We start from the raw sequence: 23,926 nt of genomic DNA on the forward strand, positions 1-23,926 counted from the left end.
GGGGCATCCTCCCCGGGCCCGTTCTTCTCCCCACCCCGCCCCTTCCCGAAATCCTGCGGAGCTGTCGTTCGTCCGACCCGCCGTCGTGGCTGGTCGCGCAGTTCCCCGCGCCCCTGTCGGGGCACGTACGCCGCAGGCGAACGGGCACCGCTAGTGGGGGTTCGGGGGCGTGGCCCCCGGGAGGGCTTCGCGCAGCAGTTCCGCGAGGTGTCGGGCCCGCCGGCCCGACAGTTGGGCGATCTGGGTGCGGCAGCTGAACCCGTCCGCGAGGACGACCGTCGAATCCCCCGCCCCCCGCACCGCGGGCAACAGCACCTGCTCCCCCACCTGCACGGACACCTCGTAATGCCCCCGCTCGAACCCGAAGTTGCCGGCGAGGCCGCAGCAGCCGGAGTCGAGGCGGCCGCTGTCGACCCCGGCCCGGGCGAGGACCCGGTCGTCCGCGGCGCTGCCGAGCGTGGCGTGCTGGTGGCAGTGGGTCTGGGTGAGGGCGGTGGTGTCGAGGCGGTCGAACACGGCGTCCGGGGCGTGCCGGTCGAGGAGTTCGGCGAACGTCAGGGTCTGCTCGGCGGCCCTGCGGGCGCGGGCGTCGTCGGCGAGGAGTTCCGTGCCGTCGGTGCGGAACAGCGATGTGCAGCTCGGTTCGAGGCCGACGAGCGGGATGCCGCGTCGCAGGAACGGGTCCACGGCCGTCAGCGTGCGGTCCAACACCCGTCTGGCCGTGTCCAGTTGGCCGGTGGTCAGCCAGGTGAGCCCGCAGCACAGGTGGTCCGGCGGCAGCAGCACCTCGAAGCCCGCGGCCTCCAGGACTTCCACCGCGGCCCGCCCGACCTCGGGCGTGAAGTACTCCGTGAACGTGTCGGGCCAGAGCAGGACCTGCTGACGGTCACCGGCGGGCACGGGCCCGCGTGTCTCGTACCAGTCACGGAACCGCTGGGTCGCGAAGCGCGGCACCGGGCGCTGCGGGGCAATCCCGCCGATCCGCTTGAGGAACGCCGCCGCGGCCGGGTTCTGCGTGACCGCGTTGGCGAGCCGCGGCGCCTTCCCCGCGAGCCGGGCCCAGACGGGCAGCCGGCCCAGCGTGTAGTGCGTGACGGGGCGGAGCCGGCCCTTGTAGTGCTGGTGCAGGAACTCCGACTTGTACGTGGCCATGTCGACGCCGACCGGGCAGTCGCTCTTGCAGCCCTTGCAGGACAGGCACAGGTCGAGCGACTCGCGGGCCTCCTTGGAGCGCCAGCCGTCGGTGACGACCTCGCCCTGGATCATCTCGTACAGGACGCGGGCGCGGCCGCGGGTGGAGTCCTTCTCGTCGTGCGTGGCGCGGTAGCTGGGGCACATCACGCCGCCGGACGACGTGCGGCACTTGGCGACGCCGACGCAGCGGCGCAGCGCCCGGCTCAGGTCGCCGTCGTCCTCCGTGAGCGCGAGGGTCGTCGTGAGCGGGAGCCGCGGCCGGTGTCCGGGGCGGATGCGGAGGCGTTCGTCGGCGGGGCGGGGGTGGACGAGGATGCCGGGGTTGAGCCGGTTCTCGGGGTCCCACACGTCCTTGAAGTCGGCGAACGCGGCCATCGCCTCGGGGCTGTAGACCAGCGGCAGGAACTCGGCGCGGGCCTGCCCGTCCCCGTGCTCCCCGGACAGCGTGCCGCCGTGGCTCCCCACCAGTCGCGCCGCGTCCGTCATGAACTGCCGGAAGATCCTCAGCCCTTCGGGCGTCTCGTGGTCGAAGTCGATCCTGATGTGCACGCAGCCCTCGCCGAAGTGCCCGTACGGCGTGCCCTGCAGTCCGTGCCGGGCGAGCAGCGCGTCCAGGTCCCGCAGATAGTCGCCGAGGTGCTCGACGGGGACGGCGGAGTCCTCCCAGCCGGGCCAGGCCTCCGAGCCGTCGGGGGCGCGGGTGGCGAGGCCGGAGCTGTCCTCGCGGATCCGCCAGAGCGCGGCCTGCTCGGCGGGGTCGGCGACGAGGCGGACGGCGAGGGCGCCGGTGTCGCGGTGCAGCGCGGCGGCCAACTCCCGGTCGCCGTGCGGGTCTTCGGCCGGGTCGGCGTACCCGAACTCGCAGAGCAGCCAGCCGCGGCCCTCCGGCAGGAGTTTCTCCGGCTCGGCGTCGGGGACGTTGCGGCGGAGCGCCGCCACCTGGTCGCCGCCGAGGCCCTCGCAGGCGATCGGCCGGTGCTCCAGGACGTGCCGGGCCGCGTCGCCCGCGGCGGGCAGGTCGGCGAAGCCGAGGGCGACGAGGGTGCGCCGGGCGGGCAGCTCGACGAGCCGGACGGTGGCGGCGACGACGACCGCGCAGGTGCCCTCCGTGCCGACGAGCACCGCCGCCGGGTCGAAGCCGCGCTCGGGCAGCAGGTGCTCCAGGCTGTACCCGGAGACCTGGCGGCGGAAGCGGCCGAACTCGGTGCGCAGCAGCGCGAGATGGGCGTCCCGCAGGTCCCTCAGGCGGGCGTGGATCTCGCCGCGCCGCCCGCCCTCGTCGATGACCCGGAGCAGCTCCTCCTCGGTGAGCTTGCGCAGCGTCATGCGGTGCCCGTCGTACGTCACCACGTCCAGCTCGACGACGTTGTCGGCGGTGCGGCCCCAGGCGACGGAGTGGGTGCCGCAGGCGTTGTTGCCGATCATGCCGCCGACGGTGCAGCGCGCGTGCGTCGACGGGTCGGGCCCGAACCGCAGGCCGTACGGGCGGAGCACCTTCTGCAGGTCGTCGAGGACCACGCCCGGCTCGACGCGTGCCGTGCGGGCCTCGGGGTCGACGGCGAGGACGGCGCCGAGATGCCGCGAGGTGTCGACGACGACGCCGTCCCCGACGGCCTGCCCGGCGATGGAGGTGCCGGCGCCGCGCAGGGTGACGGCCACCCCGTACCGATGGCAGACCGCCAGGGTGTCGACCAGCTCGTCGGTGGAGCCGGGCAGCACCACGGCGGCCGGGACCTGCCGGTAGGTGGAGGCGTCCTGCGCGTACTCGGCGCGGCGGCGGGCGCCGAACGCCACCTCGCCGCTGACGACGACGGCCCGCAGATCCCGTTCGAGCCGCGCCAGGGTCCGCGGGGCCGTGGTCGACATGTGCGCTCAACTCCCAGGTGTGATCGGCGAATTGCAGAGTACGCAGGCAGGCCTCGGGGTCAGCCGCCGAGGACGGCGTCGACCGACTGGCGCCACAGCCGCAGGCCCTCCGCGACCTGGGCCTCGTTCACGACGAGCGGCGGGATCATCCGGACGACCTGGCCCTGCGTGCCGCAGGTGAGCAGCAGCAGGCCGCGCTCGCCCGCGGCGGCGTGCACCTTCGCGGCCGTCGCCCCGTCCGGCTCGCCGTCCGCGTCGGTGAACTCGGTGCCCGCCATCAGGCCGAGCCCGCGCACGTCCCCGATGCCCGCGCGGCCCTCGCCGGCGGGGTGCGCGGCGGCGGTCTCGCGCAGCCCGGTGAAGAGCTGCGCCCCGCGCGCGGCGGCGTTCTCGACGAGCTTCTCGTCCTGGATGACGTCGAGGGTGGCGATCGCGGCGGCGCAGGCGACCGCGTTGCCGCCGTACGTGCCGCCCTGCGAGCCGGGCCAGGCCTTCGCCATGAGGGCGCCGGGCGCGGCGATCGCGGACAGCGGGAAGCCGCTGGCCAGGCCCTTCGCGGTGACGACGATGTCGGGCCTGCCGTCGAAGTGGTCGTGGCCCCAGAACTTGCCGGTGCGGCCGAAGCCGGTCTGCACCTCGTCCAGGATGAGCAGGATGCCGTGCCGGTCGGCGCGCTCCCGCAGGCCCTGCAGGAAGGCGGTGTTCGCCGGTACGTACCCGCCCTCGCCGAGGACCGGCTCGACGATGAACGCGGCCGTGTCGGCGGGCGCGGTGACGGAGGCGAGCAGCTGGTCGAGCTCGCGCAGCGCGAAGCGGGTCGCGGTCTCCTCGTCCCAGCCGTAGTGGAAGGCGTTCGGGAACGGGGCGAGGGCGACGCCGGGCATCAGCGGCCCGTACCCGGAGCGGAACTTGGTGGCCGAGGTCGTCATCGACGCGGCGGCCATCGTGCGCCCGTGGAAGCCGCCCTGGAAGGCCACGATGTTGGGCCGGCCGGTGGCCTGCTTGGCCAGGCGCATGGCGGCCTCGACGGCCTCGGAGCCGGAGTTGACGTAGAACAGCGAGTCGACGCCGGCGGGCAGGACCTCGCCGAGGCGTTCGGTGAGGGTGAGCAGCGGCTGGTGCATCACCGTCGTGTACTGGCCGTGGATCAGCTTGCCGACCTGCTCCTGCGCGGCGGCGACCACCCGCGGGTGGCAGTGCCCGGTGCTGGTGACGCCGATGCCGGCGGTGAAGTCCAGGTGGGCGCGCCCGGATTCGTCGTAGAGGTGGACGCCCTCGCCGCGGACGGCCAGGACCTGCGTTGCCTGCTTCAGGACGGGGGACAGTGCACTCATGGACGTCTCCTCGGACGCGGACGGCACGGTTCTGTTCGCTGGTCTCTCGACTGCTCGTACCCGGAGGCTCCCTCGTGACCCGGGGCTCCGGGCGTTCTCAGGAATGTCGATTCATCGTAGGATTGTCAACAACCTGCACGCATGCAAGCATGCCATTTCCGACGCTGTCCACCAGCCGTTGTCCACAGGATCCACAGGCGAGTTGAGCGGGAGTACGCGTGAGCACTTGGACGGAACACGAGCGGGCCGTCGTCGACGCCGTGCCGGACGGCCTCTTCATCGGCGGGTCCTGGCGCCCGGCCGCGTCGGGGGCCACGTTCCCGGTCGAGGACCCGGCGCTCGCCCGGGAGCTGCGCACCGTCGCGGACGCGGACGCGGCGGACGCCCGCGCGGCGGCCGAGGCGGCGGGCGCGGCACAGGAGTCCTGGGCGGCGACGGCACCGCGCGAGCGCGGCGAAATCCTGCGCAGGGCCTACGCGTTGCTGCACGAGCGGCGGGACGACCTGGCGCTCCTGATGACCCTGGAGATGGGCAAGCCGCTGGCCGAGGCGAAGGGCGAGGTGGCGTACGCGGCGGAGTTCTTCCGCTGGTTCGCCGAGGAGGCCGTCCGCATCGACGGCGGGTTCCAGACGTCGCCGGACGGCAAGGACCGGTTCGTCGTGATGCGCCGCCCGGTCGGCCCGGTCCTGCTGATCACGCCGTGGAACTTCCCGCTCGCGATGGGTACGCGGAAGATCGGCCCGGCCGTCGCCGCGGGCTGCACGATGGTCGTCAAGCCCGCCGAGCAGACCCCGCTGTCGCTGCTCGCGCTCGCCGGGATCCTGCGCGAGGCGGGCCTGCCGGACGGCGTCCTGAACGTGCTGACGACGAGCCGCCCCGGCGAGGTCGTCGAGCCGCTGCTGCGCGGCGGCGTCATCCGCAAGCTGTCGTTCACGGGCTCGACGGCGGTCGGCCGGCTGCTCCTGGAGCAGTCCGCCGAGCAGGTCCTGCGGGTCTCCCTGGAGCTGGGCGGCAACGCCCCGTTCCTGGTCTTCGAGGACGCCGACCTGGACCGCGCGGTGGAGGGCGCCCTCGCCGCGAAGATGCGGAACATGGGCGAGGCGTGCACGGCCGCCAACCGCCTGTACGTCCACGAGAGCGTCGCCGGTGACTTCGCCGAGCGCCTCGCCGCCCGCATGGGCGCCCTCACCGTGGGCCGCGGCACCGAGCCGGGCGTGGACGTCGGCCCGCTGATCGACGCCGACGGCCGCGGCAAGGTCGACGAGCTGGTCGCGGACGCCGTCGGGCGCGGCGCGAAGACCCTGGTCGGCGGCGAACACGCCCCGGGCGACGGGTACTTCTACCGGCCGACGGTGCTGTCCGGCGTGCCCGCCGACGCCGCGATGCTGCACCAGGAGATCTTCGGCCCGGTGGCCCCGGTGCTCACGTTCACCGACGAGGACGAGGCGGTCGCCGCCGCCAACGACACCCCGTACGGCCTGGTCAGCTATCTGTTCACGCGGGACCTGGAGCGGGCGTTCCGGGTGAGCGAGCGGCTCGACACCGGGATGGTGGGGCTCAACAAGGGCGTGGTGTCCAACCCGGCGGCGCCGTTCGGCGGGGTCAAGCAGTCGGGCCTGGGCCGCGAGGGCGGCAGCGTCGGCATCGACGAGTTCCTGGAGACCCGGTATCTCGCGATGCCGATGAGCTGAGCCCGGCCCCAGCCCCCGCCCCGTACCGCCTACCTCACCGGAGGGTCCGCATGCCCCGTCACATCGAGGTCTCGCTGCCCAAGCGCGGCGTCACCTGCACCGCCCTGCTCCTCGACGACAAGGCCCCGATCACCTGCGAGGCCGTGTGGAACGCGCTGCCGCTCGGCGGCGACGTCTACCACGCGAAGTACGCCCGCAACGAGATCTACACCCTGGTCCCCCCGTTCGCCCCGCAGGAACCCCCGCTGGAGAACCCGACGATCACCCCGATCCCGGGCGACCTCTGCTACTTCACGTTCACGGACACACAGCTGAACACCTCCTCGTACGGCTACGAGGCGGCGGCCGAGCAGCACGGCGCCGAGGCCGCGCACGCGGGCCGGGCCACGGTCGTGGACCTCGCGCTGTTCTACGAGCGCAACAACCTGCTGATCAACGGCGACCAGGGCTGGGTGCCCGGCATCGTCTGGGGCACGATCGTCGACGGCCTGGACGAGATGGCCGAGGCCTGCCAGGACCTGTGGCGGGCGGGCGCGCTCGGCGAGTCCCTGCGCTTCCGCCGCGTCTGAGCACAGCCGAAGGGGCGGGCCGGATCCGATCCGGCCCGCCCCTTTCCCGCGCCCGGGGCTCAGCCCACCGGCGCCGTCGACACCACGCCCTCCCGCAGCAGCTCCCGCTCCAGCAGGTACGAGGCCCGCAGCACCAGCGCGTCCCGGTGCCGCGCCCCCACCAACTGGGCGCCCACCGGCAGCCCTTCGTCGGTCGTCCCGCACGGCACGCTCGCCGCGGGCTGCTGGGTCAGGTTGAACGGGTACGTGAACGGCGTCCACCCCGTCCACCGCGCGAGCCCACTGCCCTCCGGCACCTCCACGCCCGCCGCGAACGCCGGGATCGGGACGGTCGGCGTGAGCAGCAGGTCGTACGTCTCGTGGAAGGCGCCCATCAGGACGCCGAGGGCCATACGGGTGTCGACCGCGCCCAGGTAGTCGAGGGCGCTCTTGGCCGCGCCCTCGGTGACGACCTCCTGGAGGCCCGGGTCGAGCCGGGCGCGCTGCTCGGGCCCGAAGCGCTCGACGACCTTGGCGGCGCCGGTGAACCACAGCGTGTGGTACGCGTCCACCGGGTCCTCGAACTCCGGTGCCGCCTCGACGACTTCGGCCCCGAGCCCGGCGAGCAGCTTCGCGACCCGCGCCACCCTGGCCGCGACCTGCGGGTCGACCTCGGCGCCCGCGAGGGTCGGCGCGTACGCGATGCGCAGGCCCGCAAGCGAGTCGCCCTCGACGGCCGCGCGGAAGCTGACCTCGGGCGCGGCGAGCTGCGACCAGTCCCGGCTGTCCGAGCCGCACTCCACGTCGAGCAGCAGCGCCGCGTCGGCGACGGTGCGGGTCATCGGCCCGGCGTGCGCGAGCGTGCCGAACGGGCTGGCCGGATACAGCGGGATACGCCCGTACGTGGGCTTCATGCCGAAGATGCCGCAGAACGCCGCCGGGATGCGCACCGAGCCGCCGCCGTCCGTGCCCACCGACAGCGGGCCCATGCCGGCCGCGACCGCCGCGGCGCTGCCGCCCGACGAGCCGCCCGAAGTCCGCGACGGGTCCCAGGGGTTGCGGGTGACACCGGTCAGCGGGCTGTCGGTGACGCCCTTCCAGCCGAACTCCGGCGTCGTCGTCTTCCCCACGATCACCGCGCCGTTCTCCCGCAGCCGGGCCACGCACGGCGCCTCCGCGTCCCAGTCCTGCTCGGCGGCGACGCCGAGCGAACCGCGCAGGGTCGGCCAGCCCCGGGTCAGGAAGAGGTCCTTGACGGAGGTGGGCACGCCGTCGAGCAGGCCCTTCGGCTGCCCGCGCCGCCACCGCTCGGCGCTCTCCTCGGCCTGCGCGAGCGCGGCCTCCCGGTCGACCAGGCAGTACGCGTTGATCCGCGGGTCGGCCTCCGCGATCCGGTCGAGGACCGCCTCGGTCGCGGTGACCGGGGAGAGCTCGCCGCTCGCGTACCGGTCGAGGAGCTCCGTCGCGGTGAGCGCGGCCGGGCCGGTCACCTGCCCGCCGGGCGCCCGGGTCTCTTCCTGCACGTTCGTCATCGGTGCGCTCCTTCAGCAGAGGTCGCGTACGGGACATAGCCGAGCTTCTTGTCCACCACATTGCGCAGCGGGCGGCCCGCGCGCCAGCGGCCGAAGTTGTCGACGAAGACCGCGGCCAGGTCGTCGAGCCAGGTCGTGGTGTCGGCCGACATGTGCGGCGAGACCAGCAGGCCGGGCGCGTCCCACAGCGGGCTGTCGGCGGGCAGCGGCTCCTCGCGGAACACGTCGAGCGCGGCACCGCCCAACTGCCCGGCACGCAGGGCCTGAAGGAGGTCCGCCTCGACGACGAGCGGGCCGCGCCCCACGTTCAGGAAACGGGCGCCGGGCTTCATCAGGGCGAAGGCGCGGGCGTCGAACATGTCCCGGGTCTGCTCGGTCAGCGGGGCCGCGCTCACCACCCAGTCGGCCTCGGGCAGCAGCGCGTCGAGCTCGGCGAAGCCGTGCACCCGGCCCACCTCCGGGTCGTCGGCGCGGGCCGTGCGGCCGACGAGCGCGACGCGCAGGCCGAGCGCGCCGAGCGTGCGGGCCGTGGCCCGGCCGATGGGGCCGCCGCCGACGACCACGGCGCGGGTGCCGCCGACCCGTTCGGTGACCCGGTGCTCCCAGACCCGGCTCCGCTGCCGGTCGTACGTCCCGGCGAAGTCCTTGGCGAGGGCGAGGACCTGGCCCGCCACGTACTCGGCGATGGGCTGCTCGAAGACGCCGCGCGCGTTGGTCAGGACGGTGTCCGACTCGACGAGCGCGGGGAACATCAGGCGGTCCACGCCCGCGCTCGCCGTGTGCACCCAGCGCGGGCCGCCCGCGTCGGGCCAGGCGGCGGGCAGCGCGTCGGTGGCGAACTCCCAGACAAGCAGGGCGTCGGCGGCGGGCAGTTCGGCGGCGAGCCGGCCCTCGGTGACGAGGCGCAGCTCGGCCCGGCCGTCGAGGGCGCCGAGTCCGGGCGGGGGTTCGCCCGAGAGGACCAGAACGCGCGGGGTGGTGCTGTCGCTCATGCGGCGGGCCGCCCTTCGGTGAGGGGGAAGAGGGGCTCGTGGAGGCGGTCGTTCCGGGGGTGCTGTCGGGCTGTGCGGAGGGCCGCACGGGGCACGTGCAACACGCATGCGGGGCACCGGATTCGCCGCCCTCACCAGGGATTGACACGCTAGGCAGCAGATCTTTAGATTGTCAACAATCTACCGTCCCGCGCGGGCGCGCGACCGCCGCGCCCGCAGGCCCCCACCGTGCACGTCGCACCGTCGAAGGGGAACCGCAATTGGACATCACCACCCTCGGCGGCCCACTGCCCCAGTTCGGCGTCGGCATCGTGGCGCCGTTCGACTTCGCCCTCGACCGCGAGCTCTGGCGCTGGGTCCCCGACGAGGTATCCCTGCACATCACCCGCACCCCGTTCGTGCCCGTCGAGGTCAGCCTCGACATGGCGCGGCTGATCAGCGAGCACGAGACGCTGCGCGCCGCCGTCTCCGCCCTGCACGAGGTCGAGCCGCGCGCGCTCGCGTACGCCTGCACGTCCGGGAGCTTCGTCGGCGGGCTCGCCGGTGAGCAGGCGATGTGCGCGCAGATGAGCTGCGCCTCGGGCGGCCGGCCGGCGGTGACCACGTCGGGGGCGCTCCTGGAGGCGCTCACGGATCTGCGGGTGCGCAGGGTCGCCGTGATCACGCCGTACACGAAGTCGGTGACGGACTCGCTGGCCGACTTCCTGCACCAGGTCGGCGTCGAGGTCACCGGCCGCAAGTACCTGGGTCTGACCCGCAAGATCTGGGCGGTCCCCTACCGCGACGTGGTCGAGCTCGCCCGGGACGTGACGCTCGACGGCGCCGAGGCCCTGTTCATCAGCTGCACCAACCTGCCGACGTACGACGTGATCCCGCAGCTGGAGGCCGAGCTGCGGATGCCGGTGATCTCCGCGAACCAGGTCACGATGTGGTCGGCGCTGCGACGGATCGGTGTCAAGGCCGTCGGCCCGTATCAGTCGCTGATCGACCCGCAGGCGCGCGACGTGGTGCCGCAACCGCCGCCCATGGATCCCGACGCCACCCCGTCCGACCTGCCCTGATTCCCGCATTCCCGACATCGGGGATACGCGGATTGTCGAATGTCGACAACCTTTTCCCGCCTCGTCGACAGCGGGCTAAACTTCCCGCGCGAAAGGAAATCGAACCCATGCCTGACCGGACCACCTGTGTCGGATTCCTGTACCCGGGCCACTCCGCGGAGGACGACTACCCCCGCCTCGAGGGACTGCTCGGCGACGGCGTCCGGCTCCCGCTGGTGCACACGGACATGGGCGAGGACGCGCACCGCGTGGACGCCCTCCTGGAGATGGGCTCCATCCACCGCCTCGCCGACGGCCTGACCGCGCTCTCCGCGTACGAACCGGACGTCGTCGTCTGGGCCTGCACGAGCGCCAGCTTCATCTACGGCCCGGAGGGCGCCCGCCGCCAGGTCGAGGAACTGGCCGAGGCCGCGGGCCTGCCGGTCACGCACGCGTCGTCGACGTCCTTCGCGTTCGCCCACGCCGTCCAGGCCCTCGGCGTGCGCCGCCTGGCGGTCGCGGCGACCTACCCGGACGACGTCGCCGGGTACTTCGTCCGGTTCCTGGAGGCGGCCGGGGCCGAGGTCGTCCGGGTCTCCGGGCAGGGCATCATCACGGCCGCCGAGGTCGGCACGCTCGGCCGCGAGCAGGTCCTGGAGCTGGCGTTGGCGAACGACCACCCGGACGCGGAGGCGGTGCTCCTGCCGGACACGGCCCTGCACACGATCGCGTACCTCGACGAGCTCGAACGGGCCGTCGGCAAGCCGGTGCTGACCGCCAACCAGGTCTCCGCCTGGGAGGGCCTGCGCCTCGCCGGGTACGCGGAGCCGCACACGGGCCTCGGCTCGCTGTTCCGGCTCACCGACCATCCCCGTATCACCACCGGCGCGGTCTGAGCACGGCCGCGCCCCGACGAAGGACGAACTGAATATGGCGGAAGTGAAGAGTCTGCGCCCCGTGAAGCGGGAGCCCGCGGCCATCGCGATCGCGTCCCAGCTGACCCAGGCCATCATGGACGGCAGCCTGCCGCCCGGCCACCAGCTCGGCGAGGCCGAACTCGCGGCCCAACTCGGCGTCAGCCGGGGCCCGTTGCGGGAGGCGATGCAGCGGCTCGTGCAGCAGGGCATCGCGGTCAGCGAGCCGCACCGCGGCGTCTTCGTCACGAAGCTCGACGAGGACGACGTGCGCGACATCTACTTCGCCCGTTCCGCCATGGAGGCCGCGGCCTGCCGGCTCGTCCTGCGCCAGGACCCGCAGCGCACCGCCGACCGCCTCGCCAAGGCCCACCGGGCGATGGCGACGGCGGCCCGGCGCGGGAACATGACGGCGCTGAGCGCCGCGGACATGGAGCTGCACCAGATCCTGGTCGCCGAGTCGGGCAGCCGTCGGCTCGCCCGGATCGCGGAGACGCTGTTCGTGGAGACCCGTATGTGCCTCTCCGCTCTCACGCACCGGCACCCCGACCCGCAGGCGATGGTCGAGGAGCACGCCGCCATCGTCGAGGCCCTCCGGGCCGCGGACGAACCCCGTCTGCTGACGCTTCTGGAGGCCCATATGCAGGACGCGGTGGACCGGTTGACGGCCGGGGACGACGCGGAGGCGGTGCCCTCGTAGGCCCGGTGACCGGTATGGCCTGCACGACTCGGCACATCTGAAAATCAGATCCCCCACCGCGAAAAGATCTGTTGGACAGGCTTTCCGGCTCGGGCGAAGGATGTTCACGCGGTAGCGCGGTCCACGCGACACCTCGTCGGACTACCGCCCGAGTGGAGGCTGAAGTGCCGAGTGAACAGACCGAAGTCGTCGTCGTCGGGGCCGGCCAGGCAGGCGTCGCGATGAGCGAACACCTGGGGGCCCACGGGATACCGCACCTCGTCCTGGAGCGGCACCGCATCGCCGAGCGCTGGCGTTCGGAGCGCTGGGACTCGCTGGTCGCCAACGGGCCCGCGTGGCACGACCGGTTCCCCGGCCGGGAGTTCCCCGACGTCGCCCCCGACGCGTTCCCCTCGAAGGAACAGGTCGCCGACTACTTCGTGGCGTACGCCGAGAAGATCGGCGCGCCCGTGCGGTGCGGGGTCGACGTGACCGCCGTGTGCAAGCGGCAGGGGCGGCCCGGGTTCCGGGTCGAGACCTCCGCGGGGACGGTCGACGCCCGGTTCGTCGTCGCCGCGACCGGGCCGTTCCAGCAGCCCGTGATCCCGCCGGTCGTCCCGGACGGCGCGGTCGACGTGCAGATCCACTCCAGCCGGTACCGCAACCCCGGCCAACTCCCCGACGGGGCCGTGCTCGTGGTGGGCGCCGGGTCGTCCGGCGTGCAGATCGCCGACGAGCTGCGCCGCTCCGGCCGCCGGGTGTTCCTGTCCGTCGGGCCGCACGACCGGCCGCCGCGGCGGTACCGGGGCCGGGACTTCTGCTGGTGGCTCGGCGTGCTCGGCCTGTGGGACCTGGACACGCCCCCGCAGGGCGCCGCCCACGTCACCATCGCCGTCAGCGGCGCGCGCGGCGGCCACACCGTCGACTTCCGCGCCCTCGCCGCCGACGGCGTCGAACTCGTCGGCATGACCGCCGGGTACGACGACGGCGTCCTGCGGTTCGCGCCCGACCTCGCCGAGAGCATCGCGCGCGGCGACGAGAAGTACCTCGGCCTGCTGCGCGCCGCCGACGCCTACGTGGAGCGGAACGGGCTCGACCTGCCCGCCGAGCCCGAGGCGCACCTCCTCGGCCCCGACCCGGACTGCGTGACCGCGCCGCGCCTCGAACTCCCCCTGGCCGAGGCCGGGTTGACGTCGATCGTGTGGGCCACCGGGTTCACCGCCGACTACGGCTGGCTGCAGGTCGACGCGTTCGACGCCGACGGCCGGCCCGACCAGCGGCGCGGGGTCTCCGCCGAGCCGGGCGTCTACTTCCTGGGCCTGCCCTGGCTGTCCCGGCGCGGCTCCAGCTTCATCTGGGGCGCCTGGCACGACGCCAAGTACATCGCCGACCACATCGCGACCCAGCGGGGCTATCTCGCGTACGGCGCGGACGACAAGTGAGGGACGACGCCATGAACACCCCGAGGCAGCCGGTCACCGCCGGCGGGCACACCCGGATCCGGCCGTTCAACACCCGCGACACCTACCCCGAGCAGAACCTCGAAAACGACCTCTGCCAGGCCGTCGTCGCCGGCGACACCGTGTACGTACGCGGGCAGATCGGGCAGGACCTCGACACCAGCGAGTCCGTCGGGATCGGCGACGCCGAGGCGCAGGCCGAGCAGGCCATGGCCAACATCAAGATGCTGCTCGAAGAGGCCGGCAGCCGGATGGAGCACCTGGTCAAGCTGACGATCTATCTGATCGACCCGCGCTACCGGGAGGCGGTGTACCGGACGGTGGGCCGCTGGACGAAGGGCGTCCACCCGATCTCCACCGGCCTGGTCGTCTCCGCGCTCGCCCGCCCGGAGTGGCTGTGCGAGATCGACGCCGTCGCGGTGATCCCGAGGGCGGCGAAGGAGGGGCGGGCATGACGTTCTCCCTGGTGGTACGGGACGGCGAGCGGTTCGGCGTCGCGGCGAGCTCGTCGAGCCCGGCCGTCGCCGCCCGCGTCGTCCATCTGCGGCCCGGCACCGGCGCGGCGACCTCGCAGAACGTCACCGACCCCACGCTAGGCCCGGACCTGCTCGACGCGCTCGCCGAGCACGGCGACGCGGAGCGCGCCCTGGCCGCCGTCACGGGCGCCGCGCGCAACGAGAAGACCATCGCCCACCGGCAGTTGACGGTCCTCGGCCGGTCCGGTCCCGGCTTCGCGTACAGCGGCGCGCGGACCCTCGGCACGCACGCGGCGGCCTGCGCGGACGGGGCGGTCGCGGCGGGCAACATGCTGTCCGGCGAGCACATCCCCGGTGTGCTGCTGGACGCTTATGCAGCGGCCGGTGGCGAGCTGGAGGAGCGCCTGATCGCCGCGATGCGGGCGGCGCTCGCGGCGGGCGGCGAGGAGGGGCCGGTGCACTCGGCGGGCCTCGCGGTGGTCGCGGACGTCGGCTGGCGCGTCACCGACCTCCGGGTCGACTGGGCCGACGACCCGCTGGACCGGCTCGCCGAACTCGTCGACGTATGGCTTCCGCAGCGCGACGACTACGTGCGGCGCGGCCTCGACCCGGCCTCGGCGCCCTCGTACGGCGTTCCGGGGGACGAGTGATGGGCGCCGTCGAGCGGATGAAGCAGGGCGCGCGGGAGGCCGTGGAGCGGCACACGGCCCGACTCATCGGTCTCTCCGAGCAGTTGCACGCCGACCCGGAGACCGCGTGGGAGGAGCACCGGGCGGCCGCGGCCGTGCCCGAGCTGCTCGACCGGGCCGGGTTCGACGTCACGTCGGCGTACCTGGGCCTGGACACCGCGTTCCACGCCCGGTTCGGCGGCGGTCCGGTGCGGATCGCGCTGTGCGCGGAGTACGACGCGCTGCCGGGCCTCGGCCACGCCTGCGGGCACAACCTGATCGCGGCGAGCTCGGTCGGCGCGGCGCTCGGCCTGGCCGCCGTGGCCGACGAGGCCGGGCTGACCGTCGAGGTGTACGGCACGCCCGCCGAGGAGGGCGGCGGCGGCAAGATCGAGCTGCTCGACCGGGGCGCGTTCGCGGGCGTCGACCTGGCGATGATGGTGCACCCGGCGCCGGTCGACGTGGCCGAGGCCCGCCCGTTCGCGGTCAGCCACTCCAAGGTGTCGTACACCGGCAGGTCCGCGCACGCCGCCGCGTACCCGGAGGCGGGGGTCAACGCGGCCGACGCGTTCACCGTCGCCCAGGTCGCCATCGGCCTGCTGCGGCAGCAGCTCCCGTCCTCCGCGCGGGTGCACGGCGTCGTCACCCACGCCGGGGACGCCCCGAACGCCATCCCCGAGCACGCGAGCGGGCGGTGGTACGTACGGGCCGAAACCCTCGCGGAACTCGCCGAGTTGGAGCCGCGCGTCGTGCGGGCCTTCGAGGCGGGCGCGCTCGCGACGGGCTGCGAGCTGGAAATCGAGCCGGAGAGCAAGCCGTACGCCGAGTTCCGCGCGGACGAGACGGCGCTCGGGCACTACCGCGCCAACGCCCTCGCCCTGGGCCGGGAGTTCACGCCGCCGGGGCAGGCCGCGCGGATGAACCGGGCCTCCACGGACATGGGCAACGTCTCGCAGGTCGTGCCCGCCATCCACCCGTACATCGGCATCGGCTCCCTGCCCGCCACCAACCATCAGCGGGAGTTCGCGGCCCACTGCGTCGGCGGTCCGGCGGAGCGCGCGCTGCTCGACGGGGCGCTGGCGCTCGCGTGGACGGGCGTGGACCGGGCGGCCGCGGCCCCGGCCGCATAGGGTCTCTCCGATGACGTCGCCGCTCGGGTTCACCCTCGTACAGCTCCGCTACTTCCTGGTCGCCGCCGAGCGCGGGTCGGTCACGGAGGCGTCGGCGGAGCTGCACATCGCGCAGTCCGCCGTGTCCGCGGCCATCCACAACCTCGAACGGGATTTGCAGGTCCAGCTGTTCATCCGGCGGCGGGGCCGGGGCCTCACCCTGACCCCCGCCGGGGAACGGCTGCGGCACCAGGGCCGCGACCTGCTCGCGCGCGCCCGCGAGGTGGAGCGGGAGGCGCGCGGCGACGGCGAGACGATCTCCGGGCCGGTGTCGGTGGGCTGCTTCGTGACGCTGTCGCCGTACTACCTGCCGCCGCTGTTCAGCGCGTGTACGCGGCGTTTCCCCGGCATCGAGATCGACGTGGTCGAGGCGGAGAACGACCAGCTGGTGCACGCCCTCACGACGGGGCGCATCGACTTCGCCGTCACGTACGACCTCGGTCTCTCGACCGAGCCGGAGGTGCGCGGCGAGACGATCGCGCGGGCCCCGGCGTACGTGATCGTCGCGGCCGGGCACCCGCTGGCCGGCCGCGGCAGCGTGCGGCTGGCCGAACTGTCGGCGGAGCCGCTGGTCCTCCTGGACCTGCCGCACAGCCGCGACTACTTCCGCTCCCTCGTCGCGGCGACGGGCACCGCACCCGACGTCCGCTACCGCACGCAGTCGTACGAGACGGTCCGCTCCCTCGTCGCCCAGGGCCTCGGCTACTCGGTCCTGAACCAGCGTCCGGCTACGAGGGAGACGTACGGCGGCGGGGAGGTGGTCGAGCTTGAACTGGTGGACGCGGGGCAGCCGTTGGAGGTGCGGTTGGCGACGCTCGCGGGGGTCGGGTTGAGTACGCGGGCGCGAGCGGTGATGTCCCTACTACGCGAGCTGACCCCCTGACCCTCAGAGGGATCCGCCCGCGACCCCCCGCTCCTCACTCGCCGGAGAGGCTCCCCGGGCTCGTCGTTCGACTTCCCCGCCGTCGTGGCCGGTCGCGCAGTTCCCCGCGCCCCTATCGGGGCACGTCCCCACCCCCGCCCTGCTGTGGGCAGGCGTTCCGCAGGGCGATGGGGGTCCCCCCTGCTCGAGCGAAGCCGAGAGCTTGGGGGAGGGTGGGCACAGCCACCCACGGCGGGAAAGCCGACAACGCACCCCCGGGAGCCCCTCCGGCGATTGAGGAGACGGGGGGCCGGGGGCGGAGCCCCCTGGGGGTCAGAGGTCGGGGCAGGACGTGATCGCTCGGGCGTGTGCCAGGACCAGCTCTCTCGCCCGGCCGGGGCGAACCGCCGCGTTGTGGCTGACGATGTGCAACCCGTACCCGTCCTCCAGCGCCACCAGCCCATGCGCAAGGTCCCGCGCCGACGCGGCCAGCGTGAACGCCCCCGTCGCCGCCCCGACTTCGAGCGCCGTCGCGTAGAGCCCGACCTCCCGCGCGAACAGCGACGTCATCAGCTCGGCGTGCCCGGGGCTGCGGCCCGCGCGCCGGTGCAGCTGGTAGAGCAGTCCGTGCACGGAGTCCTCCGCGTCCGACGGCAGCCCGCTGTCGACGAGCGCCCGCAGCCGCGCCGCCGCGTCCCCCGCGTCGGCCTCCTCGTACGCCCGCTGCCGGGACTCCAGGAAGCCCTCCACCGCGCCGCGGTGCACCTCCAGGACGAGGTCGTCCAGCTCCGGGTAGTAGTACAGGACCGAGCCCTGCGAGACGCCCGCCGCGTCCGCGATGTCCTTGATGCGCAGCCCTTCCAGGCCGCGCTCGGTGATCGCCTGTCCCGCCGCGGAGACGAGGGCCTGCCTGCGCGCCGTCTGGTTGCGCGGTCTGCCGACTTTGCTCATGGTCGTTAATTCTCTGTTACCCGGACCAGCTCGTGCAAGAAGTTCCAGCCCAAAGCATTGACGACCCCGCCACCCATTGTTTGAATCTCATCTCAAAGAATTCGACGCGAGCCGGTCCGCACCCCGGCCGTCGACCGTCCGGGCCGCAGCGGACAGCCCCTCCCCCGGCCCCGTCCCCCGACGCCTCCCGGACTCCCACCCGCAAGCGAAGGCCACCGCATGACGACGTACGCGCACTGGCGGCAGCGTGCCGCCGAGCTCGTCCCCCGCACCCGCCTCTTCATCGACGGCACCTGGACCGACCCGGCCGACGGCCGCCTGCTCCCGACCTTGAACCCGGCCACGGGAAAGACCACCGCGCACGTCGCGGTCGCCGGGCCCGCCGACGTGGACCGGGCCGTGGCCGCCGCGCGTACCGCCTTCGCCGACGGCCGCTGGTCGCGCACCGCGCCCGCCGAGCGCAAGCGCGTCCTGCTCGAACTGGCCCGGCTGATCGAGGCGCACGGCGAGGAGCTCGCCCTCTGCGACACCCTGGACATGGGCAAGCCGATCGCCGAGTCGTACGGCACCGACGTCCCCGGCGCCGCCGGCGTCTTCGCCTGGTACGCGGAGGCCCTGGACAAGCTGTACGACGAGGTCGCCCCGGCCCCGCCCGGCAACCTCGCCCTGGTCCGGCGCGCCCCGCTCGGCGTGGTCGGCGCGGTCGTGCCGTGGAACTTCCCGCTGGACATCGCCAGTTGGAAGCTCGCGCCTGCGCTCGCGGCGGGCAACAGCGTCGTGCTGAAGCCGGCCGAGCAGTCGCCGCAGTCGGCGCTGCTGCTCGCCGAACTCGCCGTGCGCGCCGGGCTGCCGGACGGGGTCCTGAACGTCGTGCCCGGCCCCGGCGAGGTCACCGGCCGCGCCCTCGGGCTGCACCCGGACGTCGACTGCCTGGCGTTCACCGGCTCCACCGCCGTCGCCAAGCGCTTCCTGGGCTACGCGGCCGAGTCCAACATGAAGCAGGTCTGGCCCGAGGCCGGCGGCAAGAGCCCGAACGTGGTGTTCGCCGACGCCGACCTGGAGGCCGCCGCCGAGCGTGCCGCCTGGGGCTTCGCGTACAACGCCGGGCAGGTGTGCTCCGCCAACACCCGGCTGCTCGTGGAGAGTTCGGTCGCCGAGGAGTTCACCGCCCGGGTCGCCGGGCACGCCCGCGCCTGGCTGCCCGGCGACCCGCTGGACCCGGCGACCCGCCTCGGCCCGCTGGTCGACGAGGCGCAGGCGGAGCGCGTGCTCGCGGCGGTCACGTCGTCGGGCGGCACCCTCGTGTGCGGCGGTACGCGGCCGGAGCGGGAGGGCGCGTACGTCGACCCGACCGTCGTGACCGGCCTGGGGCCCGAACACCCGCTGGTGCGCGAGGAGTTGTTCGGGCCCGTGCTGACCGTGCTGCCGTTCCGGGACGAGGCGGAGGCGGTCCGGCTCGCGAACGACTCCGCGTACGGCCTCGCCGCGTCCGTGTGGACCCGGGACCTGGGCCGGGCGCACCGGGTCGCGGACGCGCTCCAGGCGGGGACGGTCTCCGTCAACACCGTGGACGCGCTCAGCCCGTTCACGCCGTTCGGCGGCTTCAAGCAGTCCGGCCACGGCCGCGACCTCTCGCTGCACTCCTTCGACGCGTACACGGGCCTCAAGACCACCTGGATCTCGTACAACGCCTGACCGGCCCGCCCCCACTACCAGCTCAAGAAAGGCCCACCGCCCATGACCCTCGACGCCGCCGAATTCGCCCGCCTCGACCGGGCGCACATCATCCACCCCTACCTGCCGGGCACCGCCACCGAGCGTGTCGTCATGACCGAGGGGGCGGGCTGCCGCCTCACCGACACGGAGGGCCGCAGCTACCTCGACGCCACCGGCGGGCTCTGGCTCGCCCAGGTCGGGCACGGCCGCACGGACCTCGCCGACGTCGCGCACGAGCAGCTGAAGAAGCTGGAGTACTTCACCAGCTTCTGGGACTTCTCCAACGACCGCGCCATCGAACTGGCCGCCCGCCTGGCCGAGTTGGCGCCCGACCCGCTGAACCACGTGTACTACACGTCCGGCGGCTCGGAGGGCGTCGAGGCCGCGATCAAGATGGCCCGCTACTACCACCACCGCCGCGGCGAGAGCAGCCGCACCTGGATCCTGGCGCGCAGCAAGGCGTACCACGGCGTCGGCTACGGCGGCAGCTCCGCGGCCGGGTTCCCGCTGTACCAGGAGGGGTTCGCCCCGATGGTGCCGCACGTCTCGCACCTGACCCCGCCGTGGCCGTACCGCAGCGAGCTGTACGGCGGCGTCGACCCGAGCGACTTCCTCATCGCCGAACTGGAGGAGCGGATCGCGGAGATCGGCCCGGAGAACATCGCGGCGATGGTCGGCGAGCCCATCATGGGCGTCGGCGGCATGCTCGTGCCGCCCGCCGACTACTGGCCGCGGGTGCGCGAGGTCCTGGACCGGCACGGCATCCTGCTGATCTTCGACGAGGTCGTCACGGCGTACGGGCGGGTGGGCGAGTGGTTCGCCGCCCAGTACTTCGCGACCACGCCCGACATCATCGTCACCGCGAAGGGCATCACCTCCGGGTACGTGCCGCTGGGCGCGCTGCTCGTCGGGGACCACGTCGCCGAGGCGCTGCTGCGGGAGCACGGCTTCCCGATGGGCTACACGTACAACGGGCACCCGGTCGCCACCGCCGTCGCGCTCGCCAACCTCGACGTCATCGAGAAGGAGGGGCTGCTCGCCCGCGCCACCGAGATCGGCGGCTATCTGCACGCACAACTCCAGGACCAGCTGGGCGGGTTGGAGGTCGTGGGCGAGGTCCGCTCGGTCGGCATGATGCTTGCCGTGGAACTGGTCGCCGACCGGGCCACCCGCGAGCCGCTGCCCCTCGACCCCGAGCGGATGCCGCACGACGTGATCCGCCGCGAGACCGGCGTGATCGTCCGCGACTCCGCGCACAGCCTGGTCCTCTCCCCGCCGCTCGTCATGACCGAGGCCGAGGCCGACGAGGCGGCGGCCGCGCTGCGCGGCGTCCTGGAGCGCACGGCCCCGGACGGCACGATCCGCCGCGCTTGAACCCTCCGGGAGGCCCGGCCCCGCCCCCACGCCGGGCCTCCCCCTTCTGCGGAAACCCGCACCCGCCCCGACACGCACCCGCACGCAGTCCCCGCAGTCCCCCGACTCCCGCCCTAGGAACTGCCCGTGTCCACGAAGCTTCCGCTCACCGAACTGCCGGCGCCCGAGGCCACCCCCGGCCTGCGGCGCAGCCTCAAGCGTTTCGACATCACCGCCATGGCCGTGGCCGCGGTGATCTCCTTCGACACCGTCGGCCAGATCGCCACCGGCGGCGGCGAGGCCGCCACCTGGACGGCGGCCATCGCCGTGTTCTTCCTGATCCCGTACGCCCTGCTGTTCGCCGAGACCGGCGCCGCGTTCCCGCAGGAGGGCGGCCCGTACATGTGGGTGAAGCTCGCCCTGGGCCGGTCCGCCGCCGCGCTCACCACCCTCTTCTACTGGGTCACCAACCCGATCTGGCTGGGCGGTTCGCTGGTCTTCCTGGCCGCCGAGACCTGGGACGGCTTCGTCTTCCCGCTGGGCTCGGGCACGTTCGCCGACTACGCGTTCAAGCTCGCCTTCGTCTGGGCCGCCATCCTCACCGCCGTGGTCTCCCTCAGCCGCGGCAAGTGGATCACCACGGCCGGGGCGATCGTGAAGGTCCTCTCCCTCGCCCTGTTCACCCTCACCGCCGTCCTGTACGGAGCGCAGCACGGCTTCCAGGGCCTGGCCGACGCCCGGTTCACACCGACGACCGCCGGGTTCCTCGCCCTCGTACCGATCCTGCTGTTCGCGTACGTCGGGTTCGAGGCGCCGAACGCCGCCGGTGAGGAGATGCACGATCCGCAGCGGGACGTGCCCGCCGCGCTCGGCCGGTCCGCGACCGTCGCCGCCTGCTGCTACCTGCTGCCGGTCCTCGCGCTGCTCGCGGTGGTGCCGGCCGAGAACGTGACCGGCGTGGGCGGCTTCATGGAGGGCGCCCGGCTCGTGTTCGGCGTGTACGGCGGCGCCGCCGGGCCGCTGCTCACCCTCACCGCCGTGATGTTCGTCTTCGCGCTGCTCACGCAGGGCAGCGCCTGGATGATCGTCAGCGACCGCATGCAGGCCATGGCCGCCGCGGACGGCGGTTTCTTCTCCCGCGCCCTCGGCGCCTTCCACCCGAGGCTCGGCACACCCGTCCGCACGAACCTGCTGTCGGGCGTCGTCGCCACCCTGTTCATGCTCGCCGCGATGCAGCTGGCCGACGGGGACACGGCGGCCGTGTTCACGGTCGTCCTCACGGTCGCGGTGACCACGCTGCTCCTGTCGTACCTGGTGGTCGTCCCCGCCCTGGTCGTGCTGCGCCTGCGCCGCCCGGACGTCCCCCGCCCGTACCAAGTCCCGTTCGGCGACCGGGGATTCGTGGCCTGCGGGGTCCTGGTGTACGCGTGGATCCTGATCGGCTCCTGGTCGGCGCTGTTCCCCGGCGTCCTGGAGGGGCTCTTCGGGATCGAGTACGTCTTCCAGGAGATCTGGGGCGTCTCCCGCCTCGCCTTCGAGACCTTCACACTCGGTACGGTCGCGCTGCTCCTGCTCATCGGAGTTGCGGGGCTCGCGGTGGCACGACGGGAGCGGGCCGACGCCTGAGGAGCGACTCCCCGAGCCCGCCGCACCCCACCCCTGCGCCCTGGGGTGCGTCTCCCCGATCTCCGTGGATCAGGCCGCGGCGTCGAGGGGGCACCTCCCTGCTCGAGCAAGGCCGAGAGCTTGGGGGGGACGGTGCGTCGGCGTGCGGCCGGATCCCCCTCGTACGTACGTGGGTGCGGGCGTGCGTCGAGGTGCCTTGCCAGGCGTCGCGGGCCCACGAAGATCAGGGAGACGCGCCCTGGGCGCGGTGGACTACTCCAGGTCGAGGAACGTCCACCGCGCCTCCGGGGCCGCGCCGCTGAGCCACCTTCCGCAGTTCTGCAGGACCACCGGGCTGGACGTGATGTGCTGCGCGCCCGTGCCCAGGTCGCGCAGGAAGCGGTCGACGGGGCCGCGCCGGATCGCCGCCGTGCCCGCCCAGCGGTGCACCGTACGGCCGACGTCGAGTGCGGTCGTCGTGGCGTGGTTGAGGGCGAGCCGCAGCAGGGTGTCCTGTTCGGCGGTCGGCAACTCGCCCGCGTCCAGGGTGCGTTCGATGTCCTGCCAGACCTCCCCGGCCCAGGCGCGGGCGGAGCGGAGGCGGGCCTCGGCGGTCGCGTACGCGGCGTGGAACTGGGACGTGTCGACGGCCGCGCCGCGCGTCCCGGTCCGGGCCGCGGCGACCGACCTCAGCTCGTCGAGCAGCCGCCGCCCCACGCCGAACGCCCAGCCGGTGTGCCCGAGCGCGGACATGTCGACCAGGCCGAGCCGGTAGAGCGCCCCGCCGTTGGCCGGGTCGGTCGTGGTGGCCGGGTAGGTGTGCGTGGCCGGGACGTACACGTCGTCGCAGTGGTAGTCGACGCTGTGCGTGGCGCGCAGCCCGAGCACGTCCCAGTTGCCGTCGAGGACGACCCGCGACTTGGGCATCGCCAGGACCCGCAGCTCCCCGGTGCCCTCGACCTGGATCGCGCTGTGGACGTGGGTGGCGTGCGCCATGCCGGAGGCGAACTGCCAGGCCCCGCTGACCCGGTAGCCGCCGGCCACCGGGACCGCCCGCCCGGGCCGGGTGCCGTGCCCGGCGAGCAGCGCGTACTCGCCGTTCGCGACGTCGGGGAACAACTCCTCCGCCGCTTCGGGCGCGAGATAGGCCGCGGTGGTGGCGGTCATCACCATGAGGGCCTGCATCGTCCAGCCCGCGGCCGCGTCGTGGTAGCTGATCCGCTCGACCGTCTCGATCAACTGGCGCGGGGAGAACTCGTGGCCGCCGAGGCTCCTGGGCAGCTCGGCGCGGACGACGCCCGCGTCGAGCAGGGCCCGCGCGGTGACGTCGGTGTGCCGCCCGAGCTCCTCGGCCGGGCCGGCGTCCGCGTCGAGGGCCGGGCCGAGTTCGGCTATGCGGTCGAGGACCGCGGGAAACTCGGGGCTGGTGTGCAGTCCGGGCGTGGCCGCCATGTCGGTCACTCCTTGCCGTGTGGGGGGTGTGGCTTCCTGGTCAACTCGCCCGAGTCTGGACCAAGTTGAGCCCGCCACCGACTCTCTCAACTGGCGTGTCACCTACGTCATTCCGCACGGCGTGCGCCTGTTGCATGTCCGGGCGTCGCGTGCCCGATGCCGAATCTTCCCCTCCCCGCCCCTTCCCGAAAGTCCTCGCCGGACGGGCTGGATGTCACAGACCGTCCCCAGCCCCCAAAGGGGCGCGGGGAACTGCGCGACCAGCCACGACACCGCAGCAGCCGAACGACGAAGCCGGGTCCCGGGGCGGAGCCCCGGAGCAGCCGTCCGCTGAGGACTTCGGGAAGGGGCGGGGAGGGGAAAAGCACCCGCCCGCCTCTCCGTCACGGTGCCGCTCGGCATCGAGCCGCCGCCGCAGCCGCCC

19 protein-coding genes are annotated in these 23,926 nt (G+C 73.6%); 13 read left to right on the top strand and 6 right to left on the bottom strand.

The window, feature by feature from the left end; translation table 11 throughout:
* Positions 1–150 precede the first annotated feature (150 nt).
* Positions 151–3,060 (bottom strand): FAD-binding and (Fe-S)-binding domain-containing protein, encoded by a 2,910-nt coding sequence (locus ACIDOF_RS28270; RefSeq protein WP_409008955.1) that lies wholly within the window; start codon positions 3,058–3,060, stop codon positions 151–153.
* Positions 3,061–3,119: 59 nt separating this feature from the next.
* Positions 3,120–4,394: an aspartate aminotransferase family protein gene (locus ACIDOF_RS28275; RefSeq protein ID WP_409008956.1), complete on the bottom strand. Its 1,275-nt coding sequence runs from the start codon at positions 4,392–4,394 to the stop codon at positions 3,120–3,122.
* A gap of 218 nt (positions 4,395–4,612) precedes the next feature.
* Between ACIDOF_RS28275 and ACIDOF_RS28280 the strand changes: the two genes are divergently transcribed.
* Positions 4,613–6,085 (top strand): NAD-dependent succinate-semialdehyde dehydrogenase, encoded by a 1,473-nt coding sequence (locus ACIDOF_RS28280; protein ID WP_409008957.1) that lies wholly within the window; start codon positions 4,613–4,615, stop codon positions 6,083–6,085.
* A 50-nt stretch (positions 6,086–6,135) separates the two neighbouring features.
* Positions 6,136–6,654, top strand: a complete 519-nt coding sequence (locus ACIDOF_RS28285) for a DUF3830 family protein (RefSeq protein WP_409008958.1) — start codon at positions 6,136–6,138, stop codon at positions 6,652–6,654.
* Positions 6,655–6,713: 59 nt separating this feature from the next.
* Here the strand turns inward: ACIDOF_RS28285 and ACIDOF_RS28290 are convergent, their stop codons facing one another.
* Entirely contained in the window at positions 6,714–8,165 is a 1,452-nt protein-coding gene (locus ACIDOF_RS28290; protein WP_409008959.1) for an amidase, read from the bottom strand.
* Positions 8,162–9,157, bottom strand: a complete 996-nt coding sequence (locus ACIDOF_RS28295; protein WP_409008960.1) for a D-2-hydroxyacid dehydrogenase — start codon at positions 9,155–9,157, stop codon at positions 8,162–8,164. The genes ACIDOF_RS28290 and ACIDOF_RS28295 overlap by 4 nt, the downstream gene beginning before the upstream one ends.
* A gap of 260 nt (positions 9,158–9,417) precedes the next feature.
* On the opposite strand from ACIDOF_RS28295, the gene ACIDOF_RS28300 reads away from it, so the two are divergent.
* The 8 genes from ACIDOF_RS28300 to ACIDOF_RS28335 all read left to right on the top strand — a co-directional run bounded on the left by ACIDOF_RS28300 (position 9,418) and on the right by ACIDOF_RS28335 (position 16,446).
* Positions 9,418–10,218: a decarboxylase gene (locus ACIDOF_RS28300; protein ID WP_409008961.1), complete on the top strand. Its 801-nt coding sequence runs from the start codon at positions 9,418–9,420 to the stop codon at positions 10,216–10,218.
* A gap of 107 nt (positions 10,219–10,325) precedes the next feature.
* Positions 10,326–11,093 carry a decarboxylase gene (locus ACIDOF_RS28305; RefSeq protein ID WP_409008962.1) on the top strand — a complete coding sequence of 256 codons (768 nt, stop codon included), beginning with the start codon at positions 10,326–10,328 and terminating at the stop codon, positions 11,091–11,093.
* A gap of 34 nt (positions 11,094–11,127) precedes the next feature.
* Positions 11,128–11,811 carry a GntR family transcriptional regulator gene (locus ACIDOF_RS28310; protein ID WP_409008963.1) on the top strand — a complete coding sequence of 228 codons (684 nt, stop codon included), beginning with the start codon at positions 11,128–11,130 and terminating at the stop codon, positions 11,809–11,811.
* Positions 11,812–11,975: 164 nt separating this feature from the next.
* A complete protein-coding gene (locus ACIDOF_RS28315; RefSeq protein ID WP_409008964.1) occupies positions 11,976–13,232 on the top strand; it encodes a flavin-containing monooxygenase in 1,257 nt (418 codons plus the stop codon).
* Positions 13,233–13,243: 11 nt separating this feature from the next.
* Positions 13,244–13,705 (top strand): RidA family protein, encoded by a 462-nt coding sequence (locus ACIDOF_RS28320; protein ID WP_409008965.1) that lies wholly within the window; start codon positions 13,244–13,246, stop codon positions 13,703–13,705.
* Complete coding sequence (locus ACIDOF_RS28325) at positions 13,702–14,376, top strand: DUF1028 domain-containing protein (protein ID WP_409008966.1); 675 nt, start codon at positions 13,702–13,704, stop codon at positions 14,374–14,376. The genes ACIDOF_RS28320 and ACIDOF_RS28325 overlap by 4 nt, the downstream gene beginning before the upstream one ends.
* Entirely contained in the window at positions 14,376–15,524 is a 1,149-nt protein-coding gene (locus ACIDOF_RS28330) for a M20 family metallopeptidase (protein ID WP_409008967.1), read from the top strand. Before ACIDOF_RS28325 ends, ACIDOF_RS28330 begins: the two co-directional genes overlap by 1 nt.
* 10 nt (positions 15,525–15,534) lie before the next feature.
* Positions 15,535–16,446, top strand: coding sequence for a LysR family transcriptional regulator (locus ACIDOF_RS28335; protein ID WP_409008968.1), 912 nt, complete (start codon positions 15,535–15,537; stop codon positions 16,444–16,446).
* A 312-nt stretch (positions 16,447–16,758) separates the two neighbouring features.
* Here ACIDOF_RS28335 and ACIDOF_RS28340 read toward each other — a convergent pair whose 3' ends face one another.
* Complete coding sequence (locus tag ACIDOF_RS28340; protein WP_409008969.1) at positions 16,759–17,376, bottom strand: TetR/AcrR family transcriptional regulator; 618 nt, start codon at positions 17,374–17,376, stop codon at positions 16,759–16,761.
* A gap of 219 nt (positions 17,377–17,595) precedes the next feature.
* Here ACIDOF_RS28340 and ACIDOF_RS28345 point away from each other — a divergent pair, with 219 nt between their 5' ends.
* The 3 genes from ACIDOF_RS28345 to ACIDOF_RS28355 all read left to right on the top strand — a co-directional run bounded on the left by ACIDOF_RS28345 (position 17,596) and on the right by ACIDOF_RS28355 (position 22,071).
* Entirely contained in the window at positions 17,596–19,071 is a 1,476-nt protein-coding gene (locus ACIDOF_RS28345) for an aldehyde dehydrogenase (protein ID WP_409008970.1), read from the top strand.
* Between the two features lie 42 nt (positions 19,072–19,113).
* Positions 19,114–20,466: an aspartate aminotransferase family protein gene (locus tag ACIDOF_RS28350; RefSeq protein ID WP_409008971.1), complete on the top strand. Its 1,353-nt coding sequence runs from the start codon at positions 19,114–19,116 to the stop codon at positions 20,464–20,466.
* 126 nt (positions 20,467–20,592) lie between these two features.
* A complete protein-coding gene (locus ACIDOF_RS28355) occupies positions 20,593–22,071 on the top strand; it encodes an APC family permease (RefSeq protein WP_409008972.1) in 1,479 nt (492 codons plus the stop codon).
* A gap of 252 nt (positions 22,072–22,323) precedes the next feature.
* Here ACIDOF_RS28355 and ACIDOF_RS28360 read toward each other — a convergent pair whose 3' ends face one another.
* A complete protein-coding gene (locus tag ACIDOF_RS28360; protein WP_409008973.1) occupies positions 22,324–23,502 on the bottom strand; it encodes an acyl-CoA dehydrogenase in 1,179 nt (392 codons plus the stop codon).
* Between the last annotated feature and the right edge of the window lie 424 nt (positions 23,503–23,926).

The organism is Streptomyces sp. Da 82-17 (assembly GCF_046098215.1).
Lineage (GTDB): Bacteria > Actinomycetota > Actinomycetes > Streptomycetales > Streptomycetaceae > Streptomyces.

Excerpts from the sequence above, each read along its gene's own strand:
- ACIDOF_RS28270 (WP_409008955.1), bottom strand. The coding sequence starts at position 3,060 with ATGTCGACCACGGCCCCGCGGACCCTGGCGCGGCTCGAACGGGATCTG.
- ACIDOF_RS28275 (WP_409008956.1), bottom strand. The coding sequence starts at position 4,394 with ATGAGTGCACTGTCCCCCGTCCTGAAGCAGGCAACGCAGGTCCTGGCC.
- ACIDOF_RS28285 (WP_409008958.1), top strand. The coding sequence starts at position 6,136 with ATGCCCCGTCACATCGAGGTCTCGCTGCCCAAGCGCGGCGTCACCTGC.
- ACIDOF_RS28290 (WP_409008959.1), bottom strand. The coding sequence starts at position 8,165 with ATGACGAACGTGCAGGAAGAGACCCGGGCGCCCGGCGGGCAGGTGACC.
- ACIDOF_RS28295 (WP_409008960.1), bottom strand. The coding sequence starts at position 9,157 with ATGAGCGACAGCACCACCCCGCGCGTTCTGGTCCTCTCGGGCGAACCC.
- ACIDOF_RS28305 (WP_409008962.1), top strand. The coding sequence starts at position 10,326 with ATGCCTGACCGGACCACCTGTGTCGGATTCCTGTACCCGGGCCACTCC.
- ACIDOF_RS28310 (WP_409008963.1), top strand. The coding sequence starts at position 11,128 with ATGGCGGAAGTGAAGAGTCTGCGCCCCGTGAAGCGGGAGCCCGCGGCC.
- ACIDOF_RS28320 (WP_409008965.1), top strand. The coding sequence starts at position 13,244 with ATGAACACCCCGAGGCAGCCGGTCACCGCCGGCGGGCACACCCGGATC.
- ACIDOF_RS28325 (WP_409008966.1), top strand. The coding sequence starts at position 13,702 with ATGACGTTCTCCCTGGTGGTACGGGACGGCGAGCGGTTCGGCGTCGCG.
- ACIDOF_RS28330 (WP_409008967.1), top strand. The coding sequence starts at position 14,376 with ATGGGCGCCGTCGAGCGGATGAAGCAGGGCGCGCGGGAGGCCGTGGAG.
- ACIDOF_RS28335 (WP_409008968.1), top strand. The coding sequence starts at position 15,535 with ATGACGTCGCCGCTCGGGTTCACCCTCGTACAGCTCCGCTACTTCCTG.
- ACIDOF_RS28340 (WP_409008969.1), bottom strand. The coding sequence starts at position 17,376 with ATGAGCAAAGTCGGCAGACCGCGCAACCAGACGGCGCGCAGGCAGGCC.
- ACIDOF_RS28345 (WP_409008970.1), top strand. The coding sequence starts at position 17,596 with ATGACGACGTACGCGCACTGGCGGCAGCGTGCCGCCGAGCTCGTCCCC.
- ACIDOF_RS28350 (WP_409008971.1), top strand. The coding sequence starts at position 19,114 with ATGACCCTCGACGCCGCCGAATTCGCCCGCCTCGACCGGGCGCACATC.
- ACIDOF_RS28360 (WP_409008973.1), bottom strand. The coding sequence starts at position 23,502 with ATGGCGGCCACGCCCGGACTGCACACCAGCCCCGAGTTTCCCGCGGTC.